The sequence below is a fragment of the Inquilinus limosus DSM 16000 genome, from assembly GCF_000423185.1.
GTDB classification, from domain to species: Bacteria; Pseudomonadota; Alphaproteobacteria; order DSM-16000; family Inquilinaceae; genus Inquilinus; species Inquilinus limosus.
Map to the genome: position 1 here is coordinate 13,849 of NZ_AUHM01000020.1, position 19,964 is coordinate 33,812.

Genomic DNA, 19,964 nt, shown 5'->3' on the forward strand with positions numbered 1-19,964 from the left:
AGAGCCTGAACCGTCTTCGCCCCGCGCATACAGGCCGCGCGCCGGACGCGGGCCGCGTCGCTTGTCCTGCGGGCGGCGGAGGGGTAAAGCTCCGTCCCACCGCCCGCCCCGGAGTTGTCATGACCGCCCCGACCGCCACGCCGTCGCCGGACCGCATCCTCATTCTCGATTTCGGCAGCCAGGTCACCCAGCTGATCGCCCGCCGGATCCGGGAATCCGGCGTCTATTGCGAGATCTGGCCGTTCAACCACGCGGGCGACGACCGCATCCGGGCCTTCGATCCGCGCGGCATCATTCTCTCCGGCGGCCCGGCCTCGGTGACCGAGGCGGCGTCGCCCCGCGCGCCGCAGCTGGTGTTCGAGCTCGGCGTGCCGGTGCTGGGCATCTGCTACGGCCAGCAGACCATGTGCGAGCAGCTGGGCGGCGCGGTGGAGAGCGGGCACCATCGCGAGTTCGGCCGTGCGTGGCTGGACATCCGGGAGAACTGCGCCCTGTTCGACGGCGCCTGGGACGTGGGCCAGCGCGAGCAGGTGTGGATGAGCCATGGCGACCGCGTCACCCGGCTGCCGGACGGCTTCCGCATCGTCGCCACCAGCGAGAACGCGCCCTATGCCGTGACCGCCGACGACGCCCGCCGCTTCTACGGCGTGCAGTTCCACCCCGAGGTGGTGCACACGCCGCACGGCGCGGCGCTGCTGCGCAACTTCACCCACCATGTCTGCGGCTGCGGCGGCAGCTGGACCATGGCCGCCTTCCGCGACGCGGAGATCAAGAAGATCCGCGCCCAGGTCGGCGACGGCCGCGTGATCTGCGGCCTGTCCGGCGGCGTCGACAGCGCCGTGGCGGCGGTGCTGATCCACGAGGCGATCGGCGACCAGCTGACCTGCATCTTCGTCGACACCGGGCTGATGCGGGCGGGCGAGGCTGAGCAGGTGGTGTCGCTGTTCCGCGGCCACTACAACATCCCGCTGGTGCATGTCGACGCGTCGGACCTGTTCCTCGGCCGGCTCGAGGGCGTGACCGACCCGGAGCAGAAGCGCAAGATCATCGGCGCCGCCTTCGTCGAGGTGTTCGATGCCGAGGCGGAGAAGATCGAGGGCGCCCGCTTCCTGGCCCAGGGCACGCTGTACCCCGACGTGATCGAGAGCGTGTCCTTCACCGGCGGCCCGTCGGTGACGATCAAGAGCCACCACAATGTCGGCGGCCTGCCGGAGCGGATGAAGCTGGCCCTGGTCGAGCCGCTGCGCGAGCTGTTCAAGGACGAGGTGCGGGCGCTGGGCCGCGAGCTGGGCCTGCCCGAGGACTTCGTCGGCCGGCATCCGTTCCCGGGGCCCGGGCTGGGCATCCGCATCCCCGGCGCGGTCACCCGCGACATGCTGGAGATCCTGCGCAAGGCCGACGTGATCTATCTCGAGGAGATCCGCCGCGCCGGCCTCTACGACGCGATCTGGCAGGCCTTCGCGGTGCTGCTGCCGGTGCGCACGGTCGGCGTGATGGGCGACGGCCGCACCTACGACTATGTCTGTGCGCTCAGGGCCGTGACCTCGACCGACGGCATGACCGCCGACTACTACCCCTTCGACCACGAGTTCCTGGGCCGGGTCTCGACCCGCATTGTCAACGAGGTCCGCGGCATCAACCGCGTCGTCTACGACATCACCTCGAAGCCGCCCGGGACGATCGAGTGGGAGTGAGAGGGGAAAACGGCGGCGATAGCGTAACTTTAGTAGTGAATTTCGCTGCCGTTCTGCTGCTACATCCGCCAGTCCGTCACGTCAGGCGCTGCACCAACATCCGCATGAATGCGCGCGTATTGTCATAAATCACCACTGCTTCATCGGCTGAGAAGCTGCGCTCCGGATGCATCGCCGGATTTCGGAAAGCATCCTTGACGAAATTCAGATAGGTTCCCGTTTCGGACGCCCATGTCCGCATCTCAGGATCACCCTTCATGCGGGCTGCGTCTCTGAGTGCGTCCGTGGTGTTAGCGATTGTCCCACCCCAGGTTGCTCCCCGCTTGACGCCGAGGTGATCGGCTAGCGCGCCGACGCCGACTTCTGCGACCCGCATCATATGCATGACGCACGCTGTCCAAAGCTCATAAGCGCGGCACTTGGCACCATCCGAAACATCCGCGCGGATTTCGGGAAATCGGTTCACGATGTCGAGCCCGAACAGTTTAATCCCATCGTCGATCAGCTTTCCTTCAGTCGGACCTACAATATATGTGTGATGGCGCCCGATCTCATCCCCAAGTGAGGTGGCGATCTGATGACAGCTGACGGCGATTTGTTCGCCGAGCTGCCGGCCAACCAGGATGCGATCTGACGGGCGCCATTGTCGCACAAGCTGATGGCAACGTTCGCAGGTAGCGGTCGTCACCGGCAGCTCGAGCCACTTTGCCGTATCTAATATCGAGGCCAGACTCCTCATGAAGACCGCCACTGTGCGATCGGCGGCGAGCTCCGCCAAACCACGCTCACCAAGCTTGCGCGTCTGGATAAGGAGCTTCTCCGCGAACATCGAAATGTTCACGGAGGCCGCGAGCAGACTGGCAAGATCAATGCGTTTCAAATCATTTCCCCCCGGCAACCGGCTAGCGTTTCCATTGTCATCATAGTTCGAGAGCGGCATCTGTGCGATGAGGGTCACGCCTTCGGCATTTAGGATGGCAGTGCACTTTTAGCGGACTTCGCGCTGCTGCCGGCGCACGGTGGGTGTGATGGGCAATGGCCGCACCTACGACTATGTCTGCGCGCTGCGGGCCGTGACCTCGACCGACGGCATGACCGCCGACTGCTACCCCTTCGACCACGAGTTCCTGGGCCGGGTCTCGAGCCGCATCGTCAACGAGGTCCGCGGCATCAACTGCGTCGTATATGTCACCTCGAAGCCGCCGGTGACCATTAAATGTGGGTGAGGGCTGCCTATGCCTCTGGCTAGCTAAGATGCTAGTATATAGATAGGTGAGCTTCTCTGACGCCAATTTCGTTCCTGGAGATGGTGGTGGGAGTTGTTGGACGGGTGGTTTTTGCTCCGTATGTTCCTTCGAAGAGGCATAGCTATCTGGTCCGAGAAAGCGTCAAATAGAAAGAATCTTTCGGGATGATGCGGGAAAGAAACCATGTCACTGGATGAGGAAATTGAGAAGGCGGCGCGACAGGTTTCTACGGACGCCTTTAGCCTCACAATAGGTGAAATTGTTAATATGTATCGCGATGGCGATATAATAATAAATCCTGATTTTCAGCGTCTGTTTCGATGGGATATCGAGAGAAAATCTCGTCTTGTGGAGTCCATACTCGTCAGAATTCCACTGCCATCTATATTTGTATTTGAACTTCCTAGCAGTAAGTGGGAAGTAATAGATGGTTTGCAACGTCTATCAACTATTCTTGAGTTTATGGGTGAACTTAGAGATCCAGATAATGGAGGCCTTTCGAAACCTAGGTCTCTTGTTGGGACTCAATATCTTCCTTCGTTGAGGGGAGCTTTTTGGTCCGAGGAATTAAAGGATGCACAGCTTGCTCTAGACGCGCAGAAGCGTGTTGCTGATGCTGAAAATTTTTTGGACATTACCTCTACATATTATGCTTTTGATGGAGATACTCAGAGAGCAATTAAAAGAACAAAGATTGGCGTTCAACTATTGGAGAAAAAAAGTGACCCGAAGAGCAAATACGATCTTTTCCAAAGGCTGAACAGTGGTGGATTGGTCGCAAACGACCAGGAACTTCGCAATTGCGCAATAGTTATGGTTAACCCGAGTTTTTTTGATGACCTTAAGACTATTGCCGTATCGGAGGATTTTTCTAAACTTATCCCGTTGGGAGGTCCGTCTATTAGAAAATCAAATCATTTGGATAATCTGTGTAAGATTATCGCATTTTCGTTTCAAGACTACAAAATTGGTACTGATATCGAGGAATTTGTGACAACGGCTATGATTGAAATAGCAAGCAAGAAAGAAAATGATATTGCAGGAATGTTTTCTGTCCTCCACGAAGGCATGAACCTGTTGATTCAATCTTGTGGCTATAATGCTCTTCGCCCCTACAAAGACGGAGAATTCATAGGAAGAATAGGCCGGACGTCTATCGAAATAATTTTGGTTGGTATACTAAAGTGTCTTCCAAACATTCGATCAAAAACCAATCCAGAGACTTTTGTAAGGGAAAAAATCATTGAATTCTGGAGATCCGAGGACTCTAAGAAGTTTTCTGCTGCTGGTATAGCTGGCACCGATAGGGTGCAGTATACTATCCCACTTGGCATTTCCATCTTCTCTGAATGAGCCCCGAAACGACCTTAGCTTCGCGTCTTCAGGATGACATCACCTGGAGAATTCGTGAGCTTTCAGAATTGGTTAGGGCTTGCAACGAGGCGAAGGGCACCCGTAGAGACGCTCTGCTTAGAGCGTCTGTTCCGGTGATATACGCGCATTGGGAGGGATATTTTGTCTACGCAACAAATTCATACCTTAATTTCCTGACAGAAAAGCGGCTAAATATGGGAACTCTACGGGATGAATTTTGGGCATTAACGATACGAAGAAGATATAAGCCAAACCAGTTCTCTGGTGATGTCCAATTTACTCGTTTTTTACTAGATATACGCTCTGACGTTGATCGCATATTCAAAAAGGGCAATTTTGAAAAAATCAATGGTGCTTCGAATTTGAAATCTGACGTCGTCAAATTCTGTTGCGCATGTATTGGTTTAAATCCTGATGTCTATTTAGGATATTTCGAATTCATTGATCGTGAACTGGTTGAGAAAAGGAATCATATAGCCCATGGAGTGTCTCTTCGATTCTCTGAAGAATCTGTTGCTGAGTATCGAGACAAAGTTGTTGATCTTATGAGAATAACTCAAAACGAAATCGAAAATACAGTGGTTCGACAACTCTACAGAAAGGTATCATAGTTACGGCTATATCGTTCGAGACCGCCGCGGCACTCAGCCACCTGCCCGGGCCGCCGCGCCGCCCGGACCTTGCCGCTCTTGCCGTCGCAGAGGAATCGGTCGGCGCCGTCGATTCTAGGCCGGATAGGCCCATCCCGGCCGGCTTTTCCAGGCTCTCCAGGACTTTGGCCGATCGCGGCAACACCTCGCCGTCGACCCAGCTGATGCTGGCGGAATGAGTTCAGGCCAGATCGGGTCATCCGATCGCACCAAGTTGTAGGATGCTGCCTCTCCTCGACGGGCTTGAGTCGGGAGGAGAGGTCCCAACGTGATCGGATCACAACTCATTCCAAACACGATGTGCAATTGCGTTAACCCGATTCGTGTTCATGATATGTTTCATGAACAAGGCGCAGACCGATCTGGCATTGGAGACCCTGGCCGCTCCCGCGGAGGAGCGGGCGGCGCGGCATCTGCGCATGCTCGCCCGGCAGCCGAGATCCAGATGGAGGTATGGAGGCGACCCGGCGACGCCTTCCGCGATGTGGGCTCTCGAAGACTATCTGCGCCGGCAGCGCCGGCATATCGATACCATCTTCGACTATCGGTATTCGCCGCTTCCTTTTGTCTTCGCTGCCGCCATCTGTGGAGGCTACTTGGATGAAGCAGTCTTGCCGGCTTGTCCGAAGAGAAGCTGGAGGCTGTTCCACGGTGACGAGATGGAAGGAAGACCGATCGTAAGAGCGCCGGCGCGACTTCCGCATCGCGCTCTGCTGCTCGTCAGGAGACCTCTTGCTGTCCAGGACAACTGCGTCACCTGGGCGGTGGCCAATCCGGGAGCAGAGTGATGCCGAATCTTGGCGAAGCCTCGCGGAGACGCTCGATCTCCTCGGGCGTCGGCGGCCCCACGATTTCGTCCGGTTGAAGCTCGTGGCCAGCTTCCTCGAGAAACCGGTCGAACAGAGCGGGGGTCCCGATCAAGATGTATCGGCTGGGATTGCCGCTCATGTTCATAAGCTGGTGCGGAATGCCGCGCGGCAGGAAGGCGCTCTCGCCTGCGGTCAGGCGTCGAGGCCGGCCGTCGATCACCGCGGTCAGCTCGCCTTCGATGATGTAGACCGTCTCGTCGTCCCTGGCGTGGACATGGATCGGCGTCCCCGTGTTTCCGCCGCTCTTGTTCTCGAAGAGGCAGAACTGCCCCGCGGTCTGGTCTCCGGACAGCAGGCGTTTCATGACAATCCCTGCAAGAACGAACTCTTTGCTGTCGTTTTCACCCATCGTCGGTTCCTTTCCACGCATGATGCAGGTGAAGTCGGCGGGATCTCCATTCAGCGAGTTCGGGATACCAAAGACGATAGACGCTGTGATGCGCCGGTTCCCGGAGCCGGCTGCGCGTGATCAAACTCCGGCCACACCGATATCCGGCTGTTCCTGCGACGCTCCATTGCGTGCCGCAGCACGAGTTCTATCGGATAGCAGCGACACTGTTGTCGTGTAGAATGACGGTGGCGCTGACTCTTGCCTGAGCAAATGATGTGAAATACTGTCAGTGCATCGCGCAGGGGGCGTCTACGACAAAGCCGAGTACGCCGAGGGCAGGGGGCGCTTGATGTCGGCAAGCCCAACACTCCAGGATATTCTCTGCGAACTCGCCGCACTTGAAGACCCGAAGATGCGGGAGACCAATGCGCGCCGTCGGGATGATCACGGCGTGAACCTGGCCCAGCTTCGCGCGCTCGCCAAGCGGCTCAAGACGCAGCACGAGCTCGCCCTTGATCTCTGGGCGACCGGCGGCACCGCTGCGCGCCTGCTCGCGACCCTGATCTGCAAGCCCAAGGCGTTCTCCGCCTCCGAGCTCGACGCCATGATCCGCGACATCCGTTGGCCCAAGCTCCTCGACTGGTTCATCGTCAATGTCGTGAAGCCGGGCCGGCACGCCGAGCAGCTCCGCCTGGCCTGGAAGGACGGCGACGACCTCGTCGGCCGAGCAGGCTGGAGCCTGACCACGGAACGGGTGGTCAAGAACGCCGAGGGGCTCGACCTTTCGGCGCTGCTCGACCAGATCGAGGCGGAGATGAAGCAGGCGCCGGAGCCGAAGCAATGGGCGATGAACCATTGTCTCGCTGAGATCGGCATCCACCATCGCGCGCATCGGAAGCGGGCGATCGCGATCGGCGAGCGGCTCGCCGTCCTGATCGACTATCCGGCGTCGCCGGGCTGCACGCCGCCCTATGCGCCGGTCTGGATCGCCGAAATGGTGCGCCGGCGCGAGCAGACGGAACCCGCCTGACGCGCCATAGGACGTCCGGCATGAGCCCGCCGGGCGCATCGATCTGAAGACCGAGGCCCCGCTTATGCCCGACGCTCCGGTCGAAGCCGCGATCGGCTTGAACGGCGGTCCAGTCTCGGCCATCCGGGTTTCTGCCAGTTGCCACAGTTCGCGCCGACGCAGAGCCGCAGATTGGAGTGACGGATCGCGGTGGGGACGCCCATTGCCAAGCGTCAACGAGGTGCGCGGGCGTCTCGAAGCTGCCCGGGACGATCGAGTGGGAGTGAATGGCTATGCCTTACACCGAAGTTCTTCCATCCAAGGCCGAGATATTCGGCCACTGGAAGGATCGCTTTGCGGGCATCGGTATTTTTGTCGATTGGGGTGAGCCGAGCTGCTGGGCGTGCGGTTTCCACTACGCCGCCAAATATGATATCAAGTCACCGGATGCGAATTGGAACGAAATACTCGATGGATGGGGGCGAATTCCGCTTCAGAGGTGTCATATTGTTCCTCGATCGCTGGGTGGGGCCGACAAGCCGGACAACCTGTTTTTGATGTGTCGTGAGTGTCACGATTTGGCACCCAATACCGCGCTGCCGGAGATCTTCTTCGAATGGGCTCGGGCACAAAGCTACTTGAGGCGCGAAATGGAAAAGATCAACGAAGCTCTGCGGTCGTTTAGCGTTAGCCCCAAGCAGTATTGTGAACTCCTCCAGGTTATCCAAACCTCGGATTTCAAGCTTTGGAAGCGCGGCAAGTTGGGGTTGCATAGGCCCCAATCAAAAATACGCCCGGGTATCGTGCCGACTTACTCCCGCAACTTTGATCGGGTTAGCAGTTCATTACCTGAGATCTGAACGAGATCAAAGTCTCCAGTAACATCGAGCGAGCGGATCGTCTTCCGGCTCGCCGGATCGAGAGCACTCCAAACCATAGGTGCCATCTGTTGAAGGCGATTCCGCCGTATATCGATCAATACTGATCGTGCCGGCGCACCCATTCCATGGTGAAGTTGAGACCGTCCTCATCCCGGCCCTTCGGCACCAGGTCGAGGAAATGGTAGGCGCCGTTCACCATCTCGACCCCGCGCTGGTAGCAGGAATAGGTGTGGAACACCTCACCGCTCCGGTTCTGGTAGAAGACGCTGATCCCGACCTGTTCCGAGATCTTGTTCGGCCTGATCTCGTAATTGTACAGCGCCTTGCCTTCGGCGATCTGCTCGGGCGTGAAGGACACCTGATAGTCGAAGTTGAAGTCGCTGCCGAAGGACGAGACCCAGGGAAAGCTCCAGCCCATGCGCGCCTTGTAGGCCTCGATCTTCGCCAGCGGCGCGCGCGAGACGGCCGTGAAGGTCACGTCGCGGTGGTTGAGATGGATCGGGATGCCGTTGAAGTTGTCGGCCCAGAAGGAGCAGGACTTGCAGCCTTCCTCCCAGTCGGGGCCGAGCATGAAGTGATAGATGATGAGCTGGGAGCGCCCGTCAAACAGGTCGGCCAGCGAGAGCGTGCCGTTCGGCCCCTCGAAGCGATAGGGCTTCTCCACCCGTTCCCAGGGCATCGCCTGCCGGCGGCGCGTCAGCGCGTCGAGCTGGCGGGTAAACTCCTTTTCCGCGGCAAGCAGGTCGAGGCGCGCTTTCAGCCATTCTTCGTGCGAGACCACCTTGTTGTCGAGCATGTCTCTCTCCTCGGGGCTGTCGTCAGCCCCGCTTCGGCCGCCGCACAGCCCTGATCTTCCCGCTCTTGCCGCCGCCGCAGAAGAACCGGTCGCCGCCGTCGGATTCAAGTCCGGACACGCCAGATCCCGCCGGCATCTCGAGCCGCTCCAGCACCTTCCCGGTCTGCGGATCGATCCGCCGCAACTCGCTCTCGTCGCCTTCCCAGGTGGCGTGCCACAACTCGCCCTCGACCCAGCTGACGCCGGTGACGTGGCGGTTGGACTCGATCGTGCGGAGGACCGCCCCCGTCTCGGGATCGACCTGATGGATCTTCCGCTCCTGGTATTGCCCCACCCAGAGCGTCCCCTCGGCCCAGGCGAGCCCGGAATCTCCCCCGCCGCCGGGCGCCGGGATGGTGTGGAGCACGCGGCCGGTCTCCGGGTCGATCTTCTGGATCCGACTCTCGGCGATCTGGAACAGGTGCCGGCCATCGAAGGCCGTTCCCGCATGCGCGGGGACGTCGAGCGAGCGCACCACCTTGCCGCTGTCGGGGTCGAGGGCGTTGAGCTTGTCCTCGGAGGCGAACCAGACGTGCCGGCCGTCATAGGTGACGCCGGCCACGGCCTCGACGCCCGGGAACGGCCCGTATTCGCGGATGATGTCGGCCATGGATCGTTTCCTTGATCGTTTTCCTGATCGTTTCATGGGGGCCAGCCTAGCCGTCGGGCAGCGGGGCCGGGAGTAACAAGGTCGTCGTGAAACCGGGCACGGGCGGGGTCATCCAGCGGCGCGCCCGGCCATGGCCGAAGGACTGCACCTTGCCCGCTTCCGCCAGCGCTTCGAGGGCCCGCTGCACGGTCCTCTGGCTGGCGCCCAGCGCCAGCGCCAGGGCCGAGCTCGACCAGGATTCGCCGTCGGCGAGGAAGGCCAGCACCGCTGCGTGCCGCTCCTCCACCGGCCGGGCCAGCACCACGGCCTCGCGGTCGTGACGCGGCACCAGGGCGAAGCCTCGCGCCGTCGCGTTTACCCTGGCCAACGGCCGCAGCGCGGCGCGCAGTCGCCCGATCTCCACCCGCAGCCGCGCGCGATGCGATTCATCGGCGAACTTCGCCCCGAAGGCCCGCGCCAGCAGCACGCCCCGCGGCGCGTCCCCGGGCCAGGCCTCGCCCAGCGCGCGGGCCAGCGCGAACAGCACCGGGCGCCGGGCGAGCGGGATCACCGTGCCCACGCCGCGCACGACATGGCGGCACGCATCCACGACCAGCGCGTCCGACGCCAGCAGCGCCTCGACCTCCTCGAGCCGGAGCGGGCGCTCCTCGCCGCGCGCCACCAGCCGCGCCGCCGGCGTCTCCAGCAGGCGGGCCGCGCCGTCGACCTCCGCCGCCAGCGCCGGGATGCCGGCGGTGCGGGCGGCCTGGTCGGCCCGGGCCAGCGCGGCGCGCGCCGGCTCGGTCCGCAGGCGGCGCATCGCGATCCCCGCGACCGCCAGCTCGTGGGTGGCCCTCAGCGCGGGCGGGAAGGGGGAGGGGTCGAACCCGGCCAGCGCCCGCTCCGCCTCGTCGAGCCGCCCGATCAGGAGGAGGCGCCGGATGGCGAGGGTGCGCGCATGGGCGGCGTTCACCCCGTCGCCGTGCCGTTCGAGCGTCGCCCGCGCCGCGTCCAGCGCCTTCTCGGGCCAGCCGAGGTCGCGCGAGGCCAGCGCGACCTCGGCCTCGGCGACGACGCACCGCGCCCGGGCCACGGCTTCCCTCGGGCCGAAGGCGCGCGCCGCGCGCCGCAGCAGGAGCTTCGCCCGGTCGAGATCGCCCAGCTGCGCCATGGCGATGCCGCGCAGCGCCAGAGCCGGCGCGTCGTCGCGCAAGGCGACGCGGTTCAGGGCGCCGAGCGGATCACCCGCCGAGAGCGCGCGCGCCGCGGCCGTGATCAGCGAGTCCATCGAAATCCCGCCACACTTGTCACTCCCCGCGGTTCGGTCCCCGGCACCAGTCTAACCCACGACCACCGGACACCAATGGAGAGTGGAACGATGACGGCACACAGGACCGGAACCCGCGAGGAATGGCTGGCGGCGCGGCTCGACCTGCTCGAGGCCGAGAAGGAGCTGACGCGGCGCAGCGACGAGCTGGCGCGGCGGCGGCAGGAACTGCCCTGGGTCCGGGTCGACAAGGAGTACCGGTTCGAGACCGACGACGGCGGCGCCTCGCTGCCGGACCTCTTCCGCGGGCGGTCGCAGCTGATCGTCTACCATTTCATGTTCGGGCCCGACTGGAAGGCGGGCTGCCCGTCCTGCTCGATGATCGCAGACAGCTTCAACGGCTTCGCGGTCCATCTGGCGAATCACGACGTGATGCTGTGGGCGGTCTCGCTGGCGCCGCTGGCGAAGCTGCAGGCCTATAAGCAGCGGATGGGGTGGACCTTCCCCTGGGCCTCCTCGCTCGGCGGCGACTTCAACTATGACTTCAACGTCGCCTTCACCGAGGAGCAGCAGCGCGCCGGGGCCATCGAATACAACTACAGGCGCGGCGGCCATGCGATGGACCTGGTCCCGGCGCCGGAGCCGATCGTCCAATTCGCGACCACCTGCGGCACGGACGCGCCGAGCTACAACCGCGACCGGCCGGGCATGAGCGCCTTCGCGCTCGAGGACGGCGTCGTCTATCACACCTACTCGGCCTACTCCCGCGGGCTCGATGCCCTGTGGGCGTCGTATCAGTGGCTCGACCGCGCCCCCAAGGGACGCAACGAGACCGGCATCTGGTGGCGCCGCCACGACGAGTACGGCCATGGCTGATCTCTCGATGCCTCGGCGCCTGGCTGGCGCGGCCGACTGGCTCGGCCTCGCGGCCGCGCCGACCTTCGCCCTCATGGCGCTGGTCTCGGCCGTGTCCGGCGGCGAGGCGGATGTCCTCTGTTCGGCCGCCGGAGCGTCGCCGCTGGCCGGAATGGTGCCGATGTACCTGCTGATGAGCGCCTTTCACATGGCGCCCTGGCTGCGGCTGATGACTGGAACAATGGGAGGAAAGACGAGATGAGCGAAGCCTATACCGGCGGCTGCGCCTGCGGCGCGATCCGCTACGAGATCGCCGGCGAGCCCGTCTTCATGAACGACTGCCAGTGCCGCGACTGCCAGTCCCGAAGCGGCACCGGGCACGGCTCCTACCTGACCTTCCCGAGCGCAGGCGTGAGGAAGCTCACGGGCGAGGCCTCGCGCTGGGACATCGTCGCCGACAACGGCAATGTGAAGACCCACGCCTTCTGTCCCGTCTGCGGATCGCCGGTCTACCTGACCTCCGCGGCCAAGCCCGACCTCTTCACCGTGCACGCCGCCAGCCTCGACGATCCGGGCCGGTACCGGCCGCAGGCGGTGACGTACCATCTTCGCGGCCACGCCTGGGACCGGCTCGACCCGGCGCTGCCGAAATTCGACGGAATGCCGCCGGCGTAAGCGGGTCACCGCCCGGGCGCTGCCGGCAGGCCCTCCAGCAGCACGCCGATCGCGGCCTCCACGACCGGCGTCCGCCGGTCCCGGGCGTAGAGGCCGTACTGGGCGGCCAGCGGCTCCGGCACGCCGGCCGAGGGCTTCAGCACCCGCATGGTGGCGGCGCGGACGGATTCGGGCGGCAGCAGCCCGATGCCCAGCCCGTTCTCGACCGCCGCCTGCAGGGCCGTGACGCTCTGGCTGGTGAAGGTGACACGATGCTCCCGGCCGCTGGCGGCCAGCGCGTCGAGCATGCGCTGGCGCCACAGGCAGGGCGCGGTGAAGGCGACCAGATCGAGCGGCCGGTCCGGATCCGGCGCATGGTCCGCGGCGGCCACCCATTGCAGCTCGACCGTCCACGAGGCCACGGCGTCGGCCACCACGACGGAGGTCGGGCCGATCATGATGTCCAGCCCATCCTCGCCCCACAGCCGCCCCAGCGCCACGCTGTGCTCGACCACCACGTCGAGGCGGATCTCGGGATAGGCGCGATGCAGCCGCCCCAGCGTCGCCGGCAGCGTCGCGGTGGCCAGCTCCTCGGCCAGGCCGATGCGCACGCCGCCGCTGATCTCCTTCTGCCGCAGGCGCGCCACCGCCTCGTCGCCCAGGGCCAGGATGCGGGTCGCGTATCCGAGCAGCAGCTCCCCCTCGGCGGTCGGCACCACGCCGCGGCCGGTGCGCTGGAACAGAGGCCGCCCGAGCAAGTCCTCGAGCCGGCGCATCTGCATGCTCAGCGCCGACTGGGTCCGCCCGGTCTGCGCCGCGACCTTGCTCAGGCTGCCCTGCCGGCAGACCGCGACATAGGTGCGGAGGAGGTCGAGTCCGATCTGCTCGGCTATCATCTTTTCTGAACTCTGAAATCACCGATATCGGTCTACGCTGATGCCTCCCGGCGCGCTATCTCCCCGGCATGATCCGCGCAACGAGAGGCGCCGACCCAATGAAAGCGATCCGTGTGCACCGCCATGGCGGGCCCGAGGTGCTCGCCGTCGAGGAGATCGACATCGGCCGGCCCGGGCCCGGCGAGGTCCGCGTCCGCCACCGGGCGATCGGCGTCAACTTCGTCGACATCTACTTCCGCTCCGGCGAATACGCGCCGCCGAGCCTGCCCTTCACGCCGGGCAACGAAGGCGCCGGCGAGGTGGTCGCGGTGGGCGAGGGCGTCACCGAATTCGCCCCGGGCGACCGCGTGGCCTATGTCGAGACGCTCGGCGCCTATGCCGAGGAGCGCAATGTCCCGGCCCACTACGTGGTGCGCCTGCCGGACGCCATCGATTTCGAGACAGGCGCCGCGATGATGCTGAAGGGCCTGACGGCGCAATACCTGCTGCGCCGCACCTTCCGGGTCGGGCCGGGCCACACCATCCTGATGCACGCCGCGGCGGGCGGTGTCGGCCTGATCCTGACGCAATGGGCGAAGCATCTCGGCGCCACCGTCATCGGCACGGTGGGCTCGCCGGAGAAGGCCGAGCTTGCCCGCGCCAACGGCTGCGACCACGTCATCGACTACCGGGACTTCGCCGCGCGCGTGCGCGATATCACGAACGGTGAGGGCTGCGACGTGGTCTATGACGGCGTCGGCCGCGCCACCTTCCCGGCCTCGCTCGACTGCCTGCGGCCCTTCGGCACCTTCGTCAGCTTCGGCTCGGCCTCGGGCCCGATCGAGCCGTTCGACATCATGCTGCTGATGAAGAAGGGTTCGCTCTTCGCCACCTGGCAGCTGCTGTTCGAGCACCTCAGGAGGCGCGAGGACGTGCTGGCCATGAGCGCGGAGCTGTTCCAGGTCGTCGCCGGTGGCGCGGTCAAGGTCCCGGTCCACGCCCGCCTGCCGCTCGCCGAGGCGGCCGAGGCGCATCGCCGGCTCGAGACACGGCAGACCACCGGCGCGACGATCCTGCTGCCATAGGCCTGGCGGCAGCAAGGGAACGCCCCGGAGCGGGCGCGCGTTGGCCGGTCACGCCGGCACCGTGACCGGCCATATCCCGGGGAGGGGGCCATGAGCAAACCCTATGTGGTCCACGGCCAGAAGGGCACGGGATCCGTTCCCGTCGAAGCCGCGCTGCACCTGCTGGGCGAGCCCTATGAGGTGGTCGAGCGCGGGCCGGACGACGACCGGCCCGCCGGCAACCCGATGCAGCAGGTCCCGGTCCTGATCCTGCCGAACGGGGAGGTGATGACCGAGAGCGCGGCCATCCTCATCCACCTCGCCGACACGCATCCGGCGTCGCGGCTGTCGCCGGCGATCGACGACCCGCGCCGCCCGGCCTTCCTGCGCTGGATGGTTTATGTCTCCGCACAGATCTACGCGCTCGTCTGGGCCAGGGACGATCCGAGCCGGATCGTCGCCGACAAGGCCCAGGAGGCGGTGGTGATGGAGCGCACGCGCGAGCGCATGGCCTTCTGCTGGCGGATGATGGACGCCCGGGTCAGCCCCGGCCGCTACATCCTGGGCGACGACCTGACCGTGCTCGACCTCTACGTGACCATGGTCTCGCATTGGGGCCCGCGCCGGCCGCGCTTCTATGAGGAGGCGCCGAAGATGGCCGAGGTCGTCCGGCGGGTCGACCAGGATCCGCGCCTCGCGGAGATCTGGGCCACGCGGCTGGGCTGAGGCGCTCTGGCACCATCGGCGCGTCGGCGCCGTTGCTTCCATGACGACGTCTGTCTGAGGAGAGCAGCCATGCAGGTCCAGGAGATCATGCACACCAGCGTCCAGCTTGCCGATCCCAATATGACCATCCGCGATGTGGCGCGGCGGATGCGCGCCGAGAACATCGGGGCGCTGCCGGTCGGCGAGAACGACCGTCTCGTCGGCATGGTGACGGACCGCGACATCGTGATGCGCGCGGTCGCCGACGAGCGGAATCCCGGCACCACCACCGTGCGCGAGGTGATGTCGGAGGGCATCTGCTACTGCTTCGAGGATGACGAGGTGGACCGGGCCGCCGAGGTCATGGCGCAGCACCAGGTGCGCCGGCTGCCGGTGCTCAACCGCAACAAGCGGCTGGTCGGCGTCGTCGCCCTCGCCGACATCGGGCGCTCTGGGGAAGGGGCCGCCGAGAGCGCGCTCAAAGGCATCTCGGAGCCGACGGAGAAGGAGCGGCGATAGCGCGCGCCTGCTGCCCGGAACAAACCGATCCTGCGAAGGCTCGCATCGGCGAGGAACGGCTCCGGCGCTGCGCGGGTTCTCACCGGTAACAGCCGGAGCCTCCGATGCCGACCCGTCCCTACGCCATCCTCGAGGCCCCATCCACGCTGGGTCTGGCGACCGACGGCGTGGAGGGCCTGCCCGACCGGCTCCTGGAGCTGGGCCTCGCCGACCGCATCCATGCGCGCCGCGCCGGGCGGCTGGCCGCCCCGCCGAAGGACCCGACGCCGGACCCCGAGACCCTGACGCTGAACGCCAAGGCGATCGCGGCGTGGTCGCCCGAGCTCGCCGACGCCGTGGAGGCGGTGCTGGACGCGGGCGACTTCCCGGTGGTGCTGGGCGGCGACTGCACGATCCTGCTGGGCTCGATGCTGGCGCTGCGGCGGCGCGGCCGCTACGGCCTGTTCTTCATCGACGGCAACGCCGACTTCTTCCAGCCCGAGGCCGAGCCCAATGGCGAGGGCGCCTCCATGGATCTGGCCTTCGTCACCGGATATGGCCCGGCGCTGCTGACCGAGCTGGAGGGCCGCCGCCCGCTGGTGCGGCCCGAGGATGCCGTCGCCTTCGCCTTCCGCGACCACGAGGACCAGGCCGAATTCGGCAGCCAGCCTCTGCCCGCCGGGCTCTCCGCCTATGATCTCCACGCCGTGCGCCGCCTGGGCGTCGAGGCCGCCGCCCGCGCGGCGCTCGTGCATCTGACGCGGGCGGAGCTGGACGGCTTTTTCATCCACCTGGACGCCGACTGTCTCGACGATGCCGTCATGCCGGCGGTCGATTTCCGCGTGCCGGGCGGGCTGTCGTGGGATGAGCTGGCGGCGGCGCTCCGGATCGTCCTGGCGAGCGGGAAGGCGGTCGGCCTCGAGGTCACCATCTACAATCCGCGCCTCGACCTGGACGGCAGCGCCGGCCGCGGCCTCGCCGACGTCCTGGCCTCGGCCCTCGGAACGGCCGCACCCGCTTAAGCCACCGCCATGCGCCGCCTCCGCAGGCGGGGAACCTCCGCCGGGGCCTCCCGTTGCCAGGATGTGATGGCTTGAGAGGCGGTCGCCCCATGGCTTCCGTGCGGAAGAAGCAGGAACGGCCCGAGGTCGACGAGGAGATCGTCGAGAAGGGCGACATCTATTTCGTGTACCGGCCCCGCATCGAGGAGGGCGAGGCCGAAGGCCTGGGCGAGGTCCAGCGCTTCTACATGGTGATGAAGCCGGACGGGCAGAGCAGGTTCCGCGTCGCGGTGCTCGGCCGCAAGCATATGCCCGAGGCTCACGACCACGAGCGCATCTGGGGCTTCGTCGACGCGGTGAAGAGCGGCCGCGAGGTCGAGGAGGAGTTCCGGGAGCACCATTATTCGACCAAGACGCGCGGCGAACGCACGCTGGCGGCCGTGCGGCCGGCGGGGGAGGGAGTCTATGCGCTGGTCCGGCGCGGACGGAACCTGCATCTGACCTATGAGCTCGAGCTGCCGGAACGGCCCGGCGAGGTCCAGAAGGAGCTGAAGATCGAGCGCCAGGCCGCCTACATCCTGTCGGTCAAGAACCCGGAGAAGCCGTCGCCGCCCGGTTCGGGGCTGCCCGAGCGGGAGGAGGCGCATTACCCGAAGACGCTGGAGCGGGAGTTCCGCGGCCGGCGCTTCGCCACCGAGGATCCGCATCTGCTCGACTACGAGGGCGCCGAGTTCATCCTGGTCGGGGCGCGCACCGACCCCGAGCGGGCCTATGATCTCCACATCGAGGCCGAGCACGAGACGGCCCGGAAGGCGGACATCTTCCGCCAGCTCAGGATGTCGCCGCGCGAGCATCCGATCGAGCCGTTGCTCAAGGGCAAGTGGCGGTAGCGGCGATGCGCCTGTGGAGCGAAGCCTTCGCGGATGGGCAGGAGATCCCGGTCGAATTCACCAAGGACGGCCGCAACGTCTCGCCGCCCTTGCGCTGGTCCGATCTGCCCGACGGCACACGCGAGCTGGCGATCCTGTTCGAAGGCGTCACCCCCGCCACCCGCGAGCCGTGGCTGCACTGGCTCGCCTACAAGATCCCGGCCGATCTCGACGGCCTGCCCGCCGGCTTCAAGCATCAGCACGAGCCGGAGGAGCCGCTGCATCTGTTCCACGGCCGCAACTCGCTGGACGGGGACGGCTATCAGGGCCCGCAGGGAACGCTCGGCCGCACCTTCCGCTACCGCATCCGCCTCCTGGCGCTGGACCATCCGGCCGAGGCGCCGCTGGGTCTCGACCGGAAGCGGTTCGAGACGGCGATCGCTGGTCATGTCCTAGAAGGAGGCGAAGCTGCACGCCACCTACACGCGGCAGGCCTGAGCGTCGCACCTACGCCCATTCGAGATGAAGCGCCCCGGTGTCGTCCGGCGCGACGCCGCCGCCGAAGCGGCGGCACTCGCGATCGAGCACGTCGCGGAGCCATTCGATATCGCTCTGCCCGGCGCGATTGAGCCGGAGCTGGCGCAGCTGGAACGGCACCATCGTCAGATCCTGCAGCGCGCCGTCCGCCGCCAGGACCGGCAGATACATGAGCACGAGATCGTCGCGAAAGGCCTCGTAGCCGGTGATCCCCTCGTAGTCGGTGATGAAGTCGCCGCAGCCATGGAGGATCAGCCGGCCGTGATGCACCTCGATCGCCTTGGGGTGATGCGAGGAATGGCCGTGCACCAGGTCGATGCCGGTCTCGTCGATCAGCGCATGGGCGAAGGCGCGGTGGGAACGGGAGATCCCATATCCCCAGTTCCCGCCCCAATGGATCGAGGCGATCACGGTGTCTCCCGCCCGCCTGGCGGTATCGAGCTGCGCCCCGATCCGCCGGGCGGTTCCGGCGGAGAGGTCGGGCAGGAGGTTGACCCCGGGCCTGTCCGGTCCGGCCAGCCAGCTCTGCGGCACGCCGCTGTCCGCGGAAGCGGCGGCATAGAGCAGGACCCGGCCTCGCTCCGTCAGCGGGAGGATGGCGGGCGCCGTCGCCTCGGCGATGCGGCGGCCGGCGCCCGGCGCCGCGATCCCCGATGCCTCGATCGTGTCGAGAGTCTCGATGAGTCCCGGCCTGCCCCAGTCGAGAACGTGATTGTTCGCCAGGACGCAGCAATCGATTCCGGCCGCCGTGATGCAGGCGAAGTTCTCCGGGCTCATGCGATAGTTGATGCCCTTCGGCTCCGGCGCGGAATGGCGTGTCACGCTGGTCTCGAGATTGATGATGCGGAGGTCGACACGGCGTTCCGCCAGCTCCGCCAGGGCATCGCCCCAGGGGTAGAGCAGGTCGACCGGCCAGGGCAGCGGCCCGTTCGCCTCCTCGGCCAGCGCGACGTATTGCCTGGCCGAGGTCACATGGCGCTCGTACAGCCCGGGATCGCACGGCCAGGGCAGCACCTGGTCGATGCCGCGCCCGGTCATCACGTCGCCGGTCAGGAACAGCCTGACGTCCTCCACGCCGCATCGTCCTTGCGTTGGCGCCTATCGGGGAAAACGCGGCCATCCGCCATCCGATCCGACTGTTCCGCCGGGCACGAGGAACCCGGGTTGCGCCGATCCGGTTAGACTGCAGCGGAGCCGGCCTGCGCCGGCCCGGACAGGAGGCGTCGCCATGACCCGTCCGCGCTACGCGATCGTCGAGGCGCCCTCGGTGCTGGGGCTGTTCCCGAAAGGGGTCGAGCGGCTGCCCGAGGCGCTGCTCGGGGCGGGGCTCGCCGAAAGGCTGGCGGCGCGCCGTGCCGGCCGGGTCGAGCCGCCGCCCTACGATCCCCGGCGCGATCCGGAGACGCTGCTGCTCAACCCGTCCGGTATCGCCGCCTATTCGGCCACCCTGGCGAACGCCATCGGGCTCGTCCGCGGCGCCGGCGAGGTGCCGGTGGTGCTGGGCGGCGACTGCTCGATCCTGCTCGGCTGTCTGCTGTCGCTGCGCCGCCGCGGCCGCTTCGGCCTGCTGTTCCTCGACGGCCATGCCGATTTCTACCAGCCGGAGGCCGAGCCGAACGGCGAGGCGGCGTCGATGGATCTGGCGCTGGCCACCGGCCGCGGCCCCGCCGTGGTGACGGATCTCGAAGGGCTGCGGCCGCTGGTCCGCGACGAGGACGTGGTCGCGTTCGGGCCCCGCGACGCCGAGATCGCGGAACGCTTCGGCAGCCAGCGGATCGAGGACACGATCATCGAGTTGCTGGACCTCGCGGCGGTCCGGCAGGCCGGCGCCGAGGCCGCGGCGGAGCGCGCGCTGCAGCGGCTGGTCCGCCCCGATCTCCTCGGCTTTTGGCTCCATCTCGACGCCGACGTGCTGGACGACGCCGCCATGCCGGCGGTCGACTACCGGATGCCGGACGGCCTGTCCTTCGACGAGATGTCGGCGGTCCTCCGCGCCGCCGCGGCGAGCGGCCGGATGGCCGGCGTCGACATCACGATCCTCAACCCGGCGCTGGACCCCGACGGCGCCATCGCGGCGCGCTTCGTCGATGCCGTCGCCCGGGGGCTGCGCCCGTAATATGCTTTCGCCCCATGGCCCGAGCCGGGCCGTCCTCGGGGGTG

General features: G+C 65.6%; 22 protein-coding genes and 2 pseudogenes. 17 read left to right on the forward strand and 7 right to left on the reverse strand.

Translation table 11 applies throughout. From position 1 onward, the window contains the following. Positions 1-119 precede the first annotated feature (119 nt). Positions 120-1,694: a glutamine-hydrolyzing GMP synthase gene (gene guaA, locus G537_RS0117870; protein WP_026871285.1), complete on the forward strand. Its 1,575-nt coding sequence runs from the start codon at positions 120-122 to the stop codon at positions 1,692-1,694. A gap of 76 nt (positions 1,695-1,770) precedes the next feature. Here guaA and G537_RS42150 read toward each other — a convergent pair whose 3' ends face one another. After that, positions 1,771-2,652 carry a hypothetical protein gene (locus tag G537_RS42150; RefSeq protein ID WP_155888649.1) on the reverse strand — a complete coding sequence of 294 codons (882 nt, stop codon included), beginning with the start codon at positions 2,650-2,652 and terminating at the stop codon, positions 1,771-1,773. Positions 2,653-2,707: 55 nt separating this feature from the next. On the opposite strand from G537_RS42150, the pseudogene G537_RS0117880 reads away from it, so the two are divergent. The 4 genes and pseudogenes from G537_RS0117880 to G537_RS44685 all read left to right on the forward strand — a co-directional run. Next, positions 2,708-2,920, forward strand: a pseudogene (locus G537_RS0117880) (GMP synthase (glutamine-hydrolyzing)); the annotation flags it as partial. 204 nt (positions 2,921-3,124) lie between these two features. Further along, complete coding sequence (locus G537_RS42970; protein WP_081688885.1) at positions 3,125-4,294, forward strand: DUF262 domain-containing protein; 1,170 nt, start codon at positions 3,125-3,127, stop codon at positions 4,292-4,294. Then, positions 4,291-4,926, forward strand: coding sequence for an MAE_28990/MAE_18760 family HEPN-like nuclease (locus tag G537_RS45605; protein ID WP_162146124.1), 636 nt, complete (start codon positions 4,291-4,293; stop codon positions 4,924-4,926). Before G537_RS42970 ends, G537_RS45605 begins: the two co-directional genes overlap by 4 nt. 380 nt (positions 4,927-5,306) lie before the next feature. Beyond that, positions 5,307-5,753, forward strand: coding sequence for a hypothetical protein (locus tag G537_RS44685; protein ID WP_155888650.1), 447 nt, complete (start codon positions 5,307-5,309; stop codon positions 5,751-5,753). Here the strand turns inward: G537_RS44685 and G537_RS0117885 are convergent. Further along, entirely contained in the window at positions 5,719-6,183 is a 465-nt protein-coding gene (locus G537_RS0117885) for a cupin domain-containing protein (protein WP_026871287.1), read from the reverse strand. The genes G537_RS44685 and G537_RS0117885 overlap by 35 nt on opposite strands. A 331-nt stretch (positions 6,184-6,514) precedes the next feature. Between G537_RS0117885 and G537_RS0117890 the strand changes: the two genes are divergently transcribed. Both G537_RS0117890 and G537_RS42975 read left to right on the forward strand, forming a co-directional pair. After that, positions 6,515-7,195, forward strand: coding sequence for a DNA alkylation repair protein (locus G537_RS0117890; protein WP_026871288.1), 681 nt, complete (start codon positions 6,515-6,517; stop codon positions 7,193-7,195). Positions 7,196-7,467: 272 nt separating this feature from the next. Beyond that, positions 7,468-8,034, forward strand: a complete 567-nt coding sequence (locus G537_RS42975) for an HNH endonuclease (RefSeq protein ID WP_081688886.1) — start codon at positions 7,468-7,470, stop codon at positions 8,032-8,034. A 115-nt stretch (positions 8,035-8,149) separates the two neighbouring features. Here G537_RS42975 and G537_RS0117895 read toward each other — a convergent pair whose 3' ends face one another. Genes G537_RS0117895 through G537_RS0117905 form a run of 3 tightly spaced genes read right to left on the reverse strand, consistent with a single transcriptional unit; the run spans position 8,150 to position 10,767 of the window. Next, positions 8,150-8,851: a DUF899 domain-containing protein gene (locus G537_RS0117895; RefSeq protein WP_026871289.1), complete on the reverse strand. Its 702-nt coding sequence runs from the start codon at positions 8,849-8,851 to the stop codon at positions 8,150-8,152. A 22-nt stretch (positions 8,852-8,873) separates the two neighbouring features. Beyond that, complete coding sequence (locus G537_RS0117900; RefSeq protein WP_245579050.1) at positions 8,874-9,500, reverse strand: Vgb family protein; 627 nt, start codon at positions 9,498-9,500, stop codon at positions 8,874-8,876. Positions 9,501-9,546: 46 nt separating this feature from the next. Beyond that, entirely contained in the window at positions 9,547-10,767 is a 1,221-nt protein-coding gene (locus G537_RS0117905; RefSeq protein WP_026871291.1) for a hypothetical protein, read from the reverse strand. Positions 10,768-10,857: 90 nt separating this feature from the next. Between G537_RS0117905 and G537_RS0117910 the strand changes: the two genes are divergently transcribed. Genes G537_RS0117910 through G537_RS0117920 form a run of 3 tightly spaced genes read left to right on the forward strand, consistent with a single transcriptional unit; the run spans position 10,858 to position 12,276 of the window. Next, on the forward strand, positions 10,858-11,622 hold the full coding sequence (locus G537_RS0117910) for a DUF899 domain-containing protein (protein WP_026871292.1): 765 nt from the start codon (positions 10,858-10,860) through the stop codon (positions 11,620-11,622). Further along, positions 11,615-11,863: a hypothetical protein gene (locus tag G537_RS0117915; RefSeq protein ID WP_026871293.1), complete on the forward strand. Its 249-nt coding sequence runs from the start codon at positions 11,615-11,617 to the stop codon at positions 11,861-11,863. Before G537_RS0117910 ends, G537_RS0117915 begins: the two co-directional genes overlap by 8 nt. After that, on the forward strand, positions 11,860-12,276 hold the full coding sequence (locus tag G537_RS0117920) for a GFA family protein (RefSeq protein ID WP_026871294.1): 417 nt from the start codon (positions 11,860-11,862) through the stop codon (positions 12,274-12,276). The genes G537_RS0117915 and G537_RS0117920 overlap by 4 nt, the downstream gene beginning before the upstream one ends. A gap of 5 nt (positions 12,277-12,281) precedes the next feature. On the opposite strand, the gene G537_RS38570 is transcribed toward G537_RS0117920, so the two are convergent. After that, on the reverse strand, positions 12,282-13,151 hold the full coding sequence (locus tag G537_RS38570; RefSeq protein WP_034852139.1) for a LysR substrate-binding domain-containing protein: 870 nt from the start codon (positions 13,149-13,151) through the stop codon (positions 12,282-12,284). Positions 13,152-13,249: 98 nt separating this feature from the next. Here G537_RS38570 and G537_RS0117930 point away from each other — a divergent pair, with 98 nt between their 5' ends. From G537_RS0117930 to G537_RS45075, 6 genes are all read left to right on the forward strand, one after another. After that, positions 13,250-14,215 (forward strand): quinone oxidoreductase family protein, encoded by a 966-nt coding sequence (locus G537_RS0117930; RefSeq protein ID WP_026871295.1) that lies wholly within the window; start codon positions 13,250-13,252, stop codon positions 14,213-14,215. A gap of 90 nt (positions 14,216-14,305) precedes the next feature. After that, positions 14,306-14,920: a glutathione S-transferase family protein gene (locus G537_RS0117935; protein ID WP_026871296.1), complete on the forward strand. Its 615-nt coding sequence runs from the start codon at positions 14,306-14,308 to the stop codon at positions 14,918-14,920. A gap of 69 nt (positions 14,921-14,989) precedes the next feature. After that, positions 14,990-15,418: a CBS domain-containing protein gene (locus tag G537_RS0117940; RefSeq protein WP_026871297.1), complete on the forward strand. Its 429-nt coding sequence runs from the start codon at positions 14,990-14,992 to the stop codon at positions 15,416-15,418. 104 nt (positions 15,419-15,522) lie between these two features. After that, a complete protein-coding gene (locus G537_RS0117945) occupies positions 15,523-16,419 on the forward strand; it encodes an arginase family protein (RefSeq protein WP_026871298.1) in 897 nt (298 codons plus the stop codon). Positions 16,420-16,508: 89 nt separating this feature from the next. Further along, positions 16,509-17,288: a hypothetical protein gene (locus G537_RS0117950; protein ID WP_051248568.1), complete on the forward strand. Its 780-nt coding sequence runs from the start codon at positions 16,509-16,511 to the stop codon at positions 17,286-17,288. 5 nt (positions 17,289-17,293) lie between these two features. Next, on the forward strand, positions 17,294-17,896 hold the full coding sequence (locus tag G537_RS45075; RefSeq protein WP_026871300.1) for a YbhB/YbcL family Raf kinase inhibitor-like protein: 603 nt from the start codon (positions 17,294-17,296) through the stop codon (positions 17,894-17,896). A gap of 136 nt (positions 17,897-18,032) precedes the next feature. Here the strand turns inward: G537_RS45075 and G537_RS0117960 are convergent. Further along, positions 18,033-18,878, reverse strand: a pseudogene (locus G537_RS0117960) (CapA family protein); the annotation flags it as partial. Between the two features lie 154 nt (positions 18,879-19,032). Between G537_RS0117960 and G537_RS0117965 the strand changes: the two are divergent. Continuing rightward, complete coding sequence (locus G537_RS0117965; RefSeq protein ID WP_026871302.1) at positions 19,033-19,920, forward strand: arginase family protein; 888 nt, start codon at positions 19,033-19,035, stop codon at positions 19,918-19,920. Positions 19,921-19,964 lie beyond the last annotated feature (44 nt).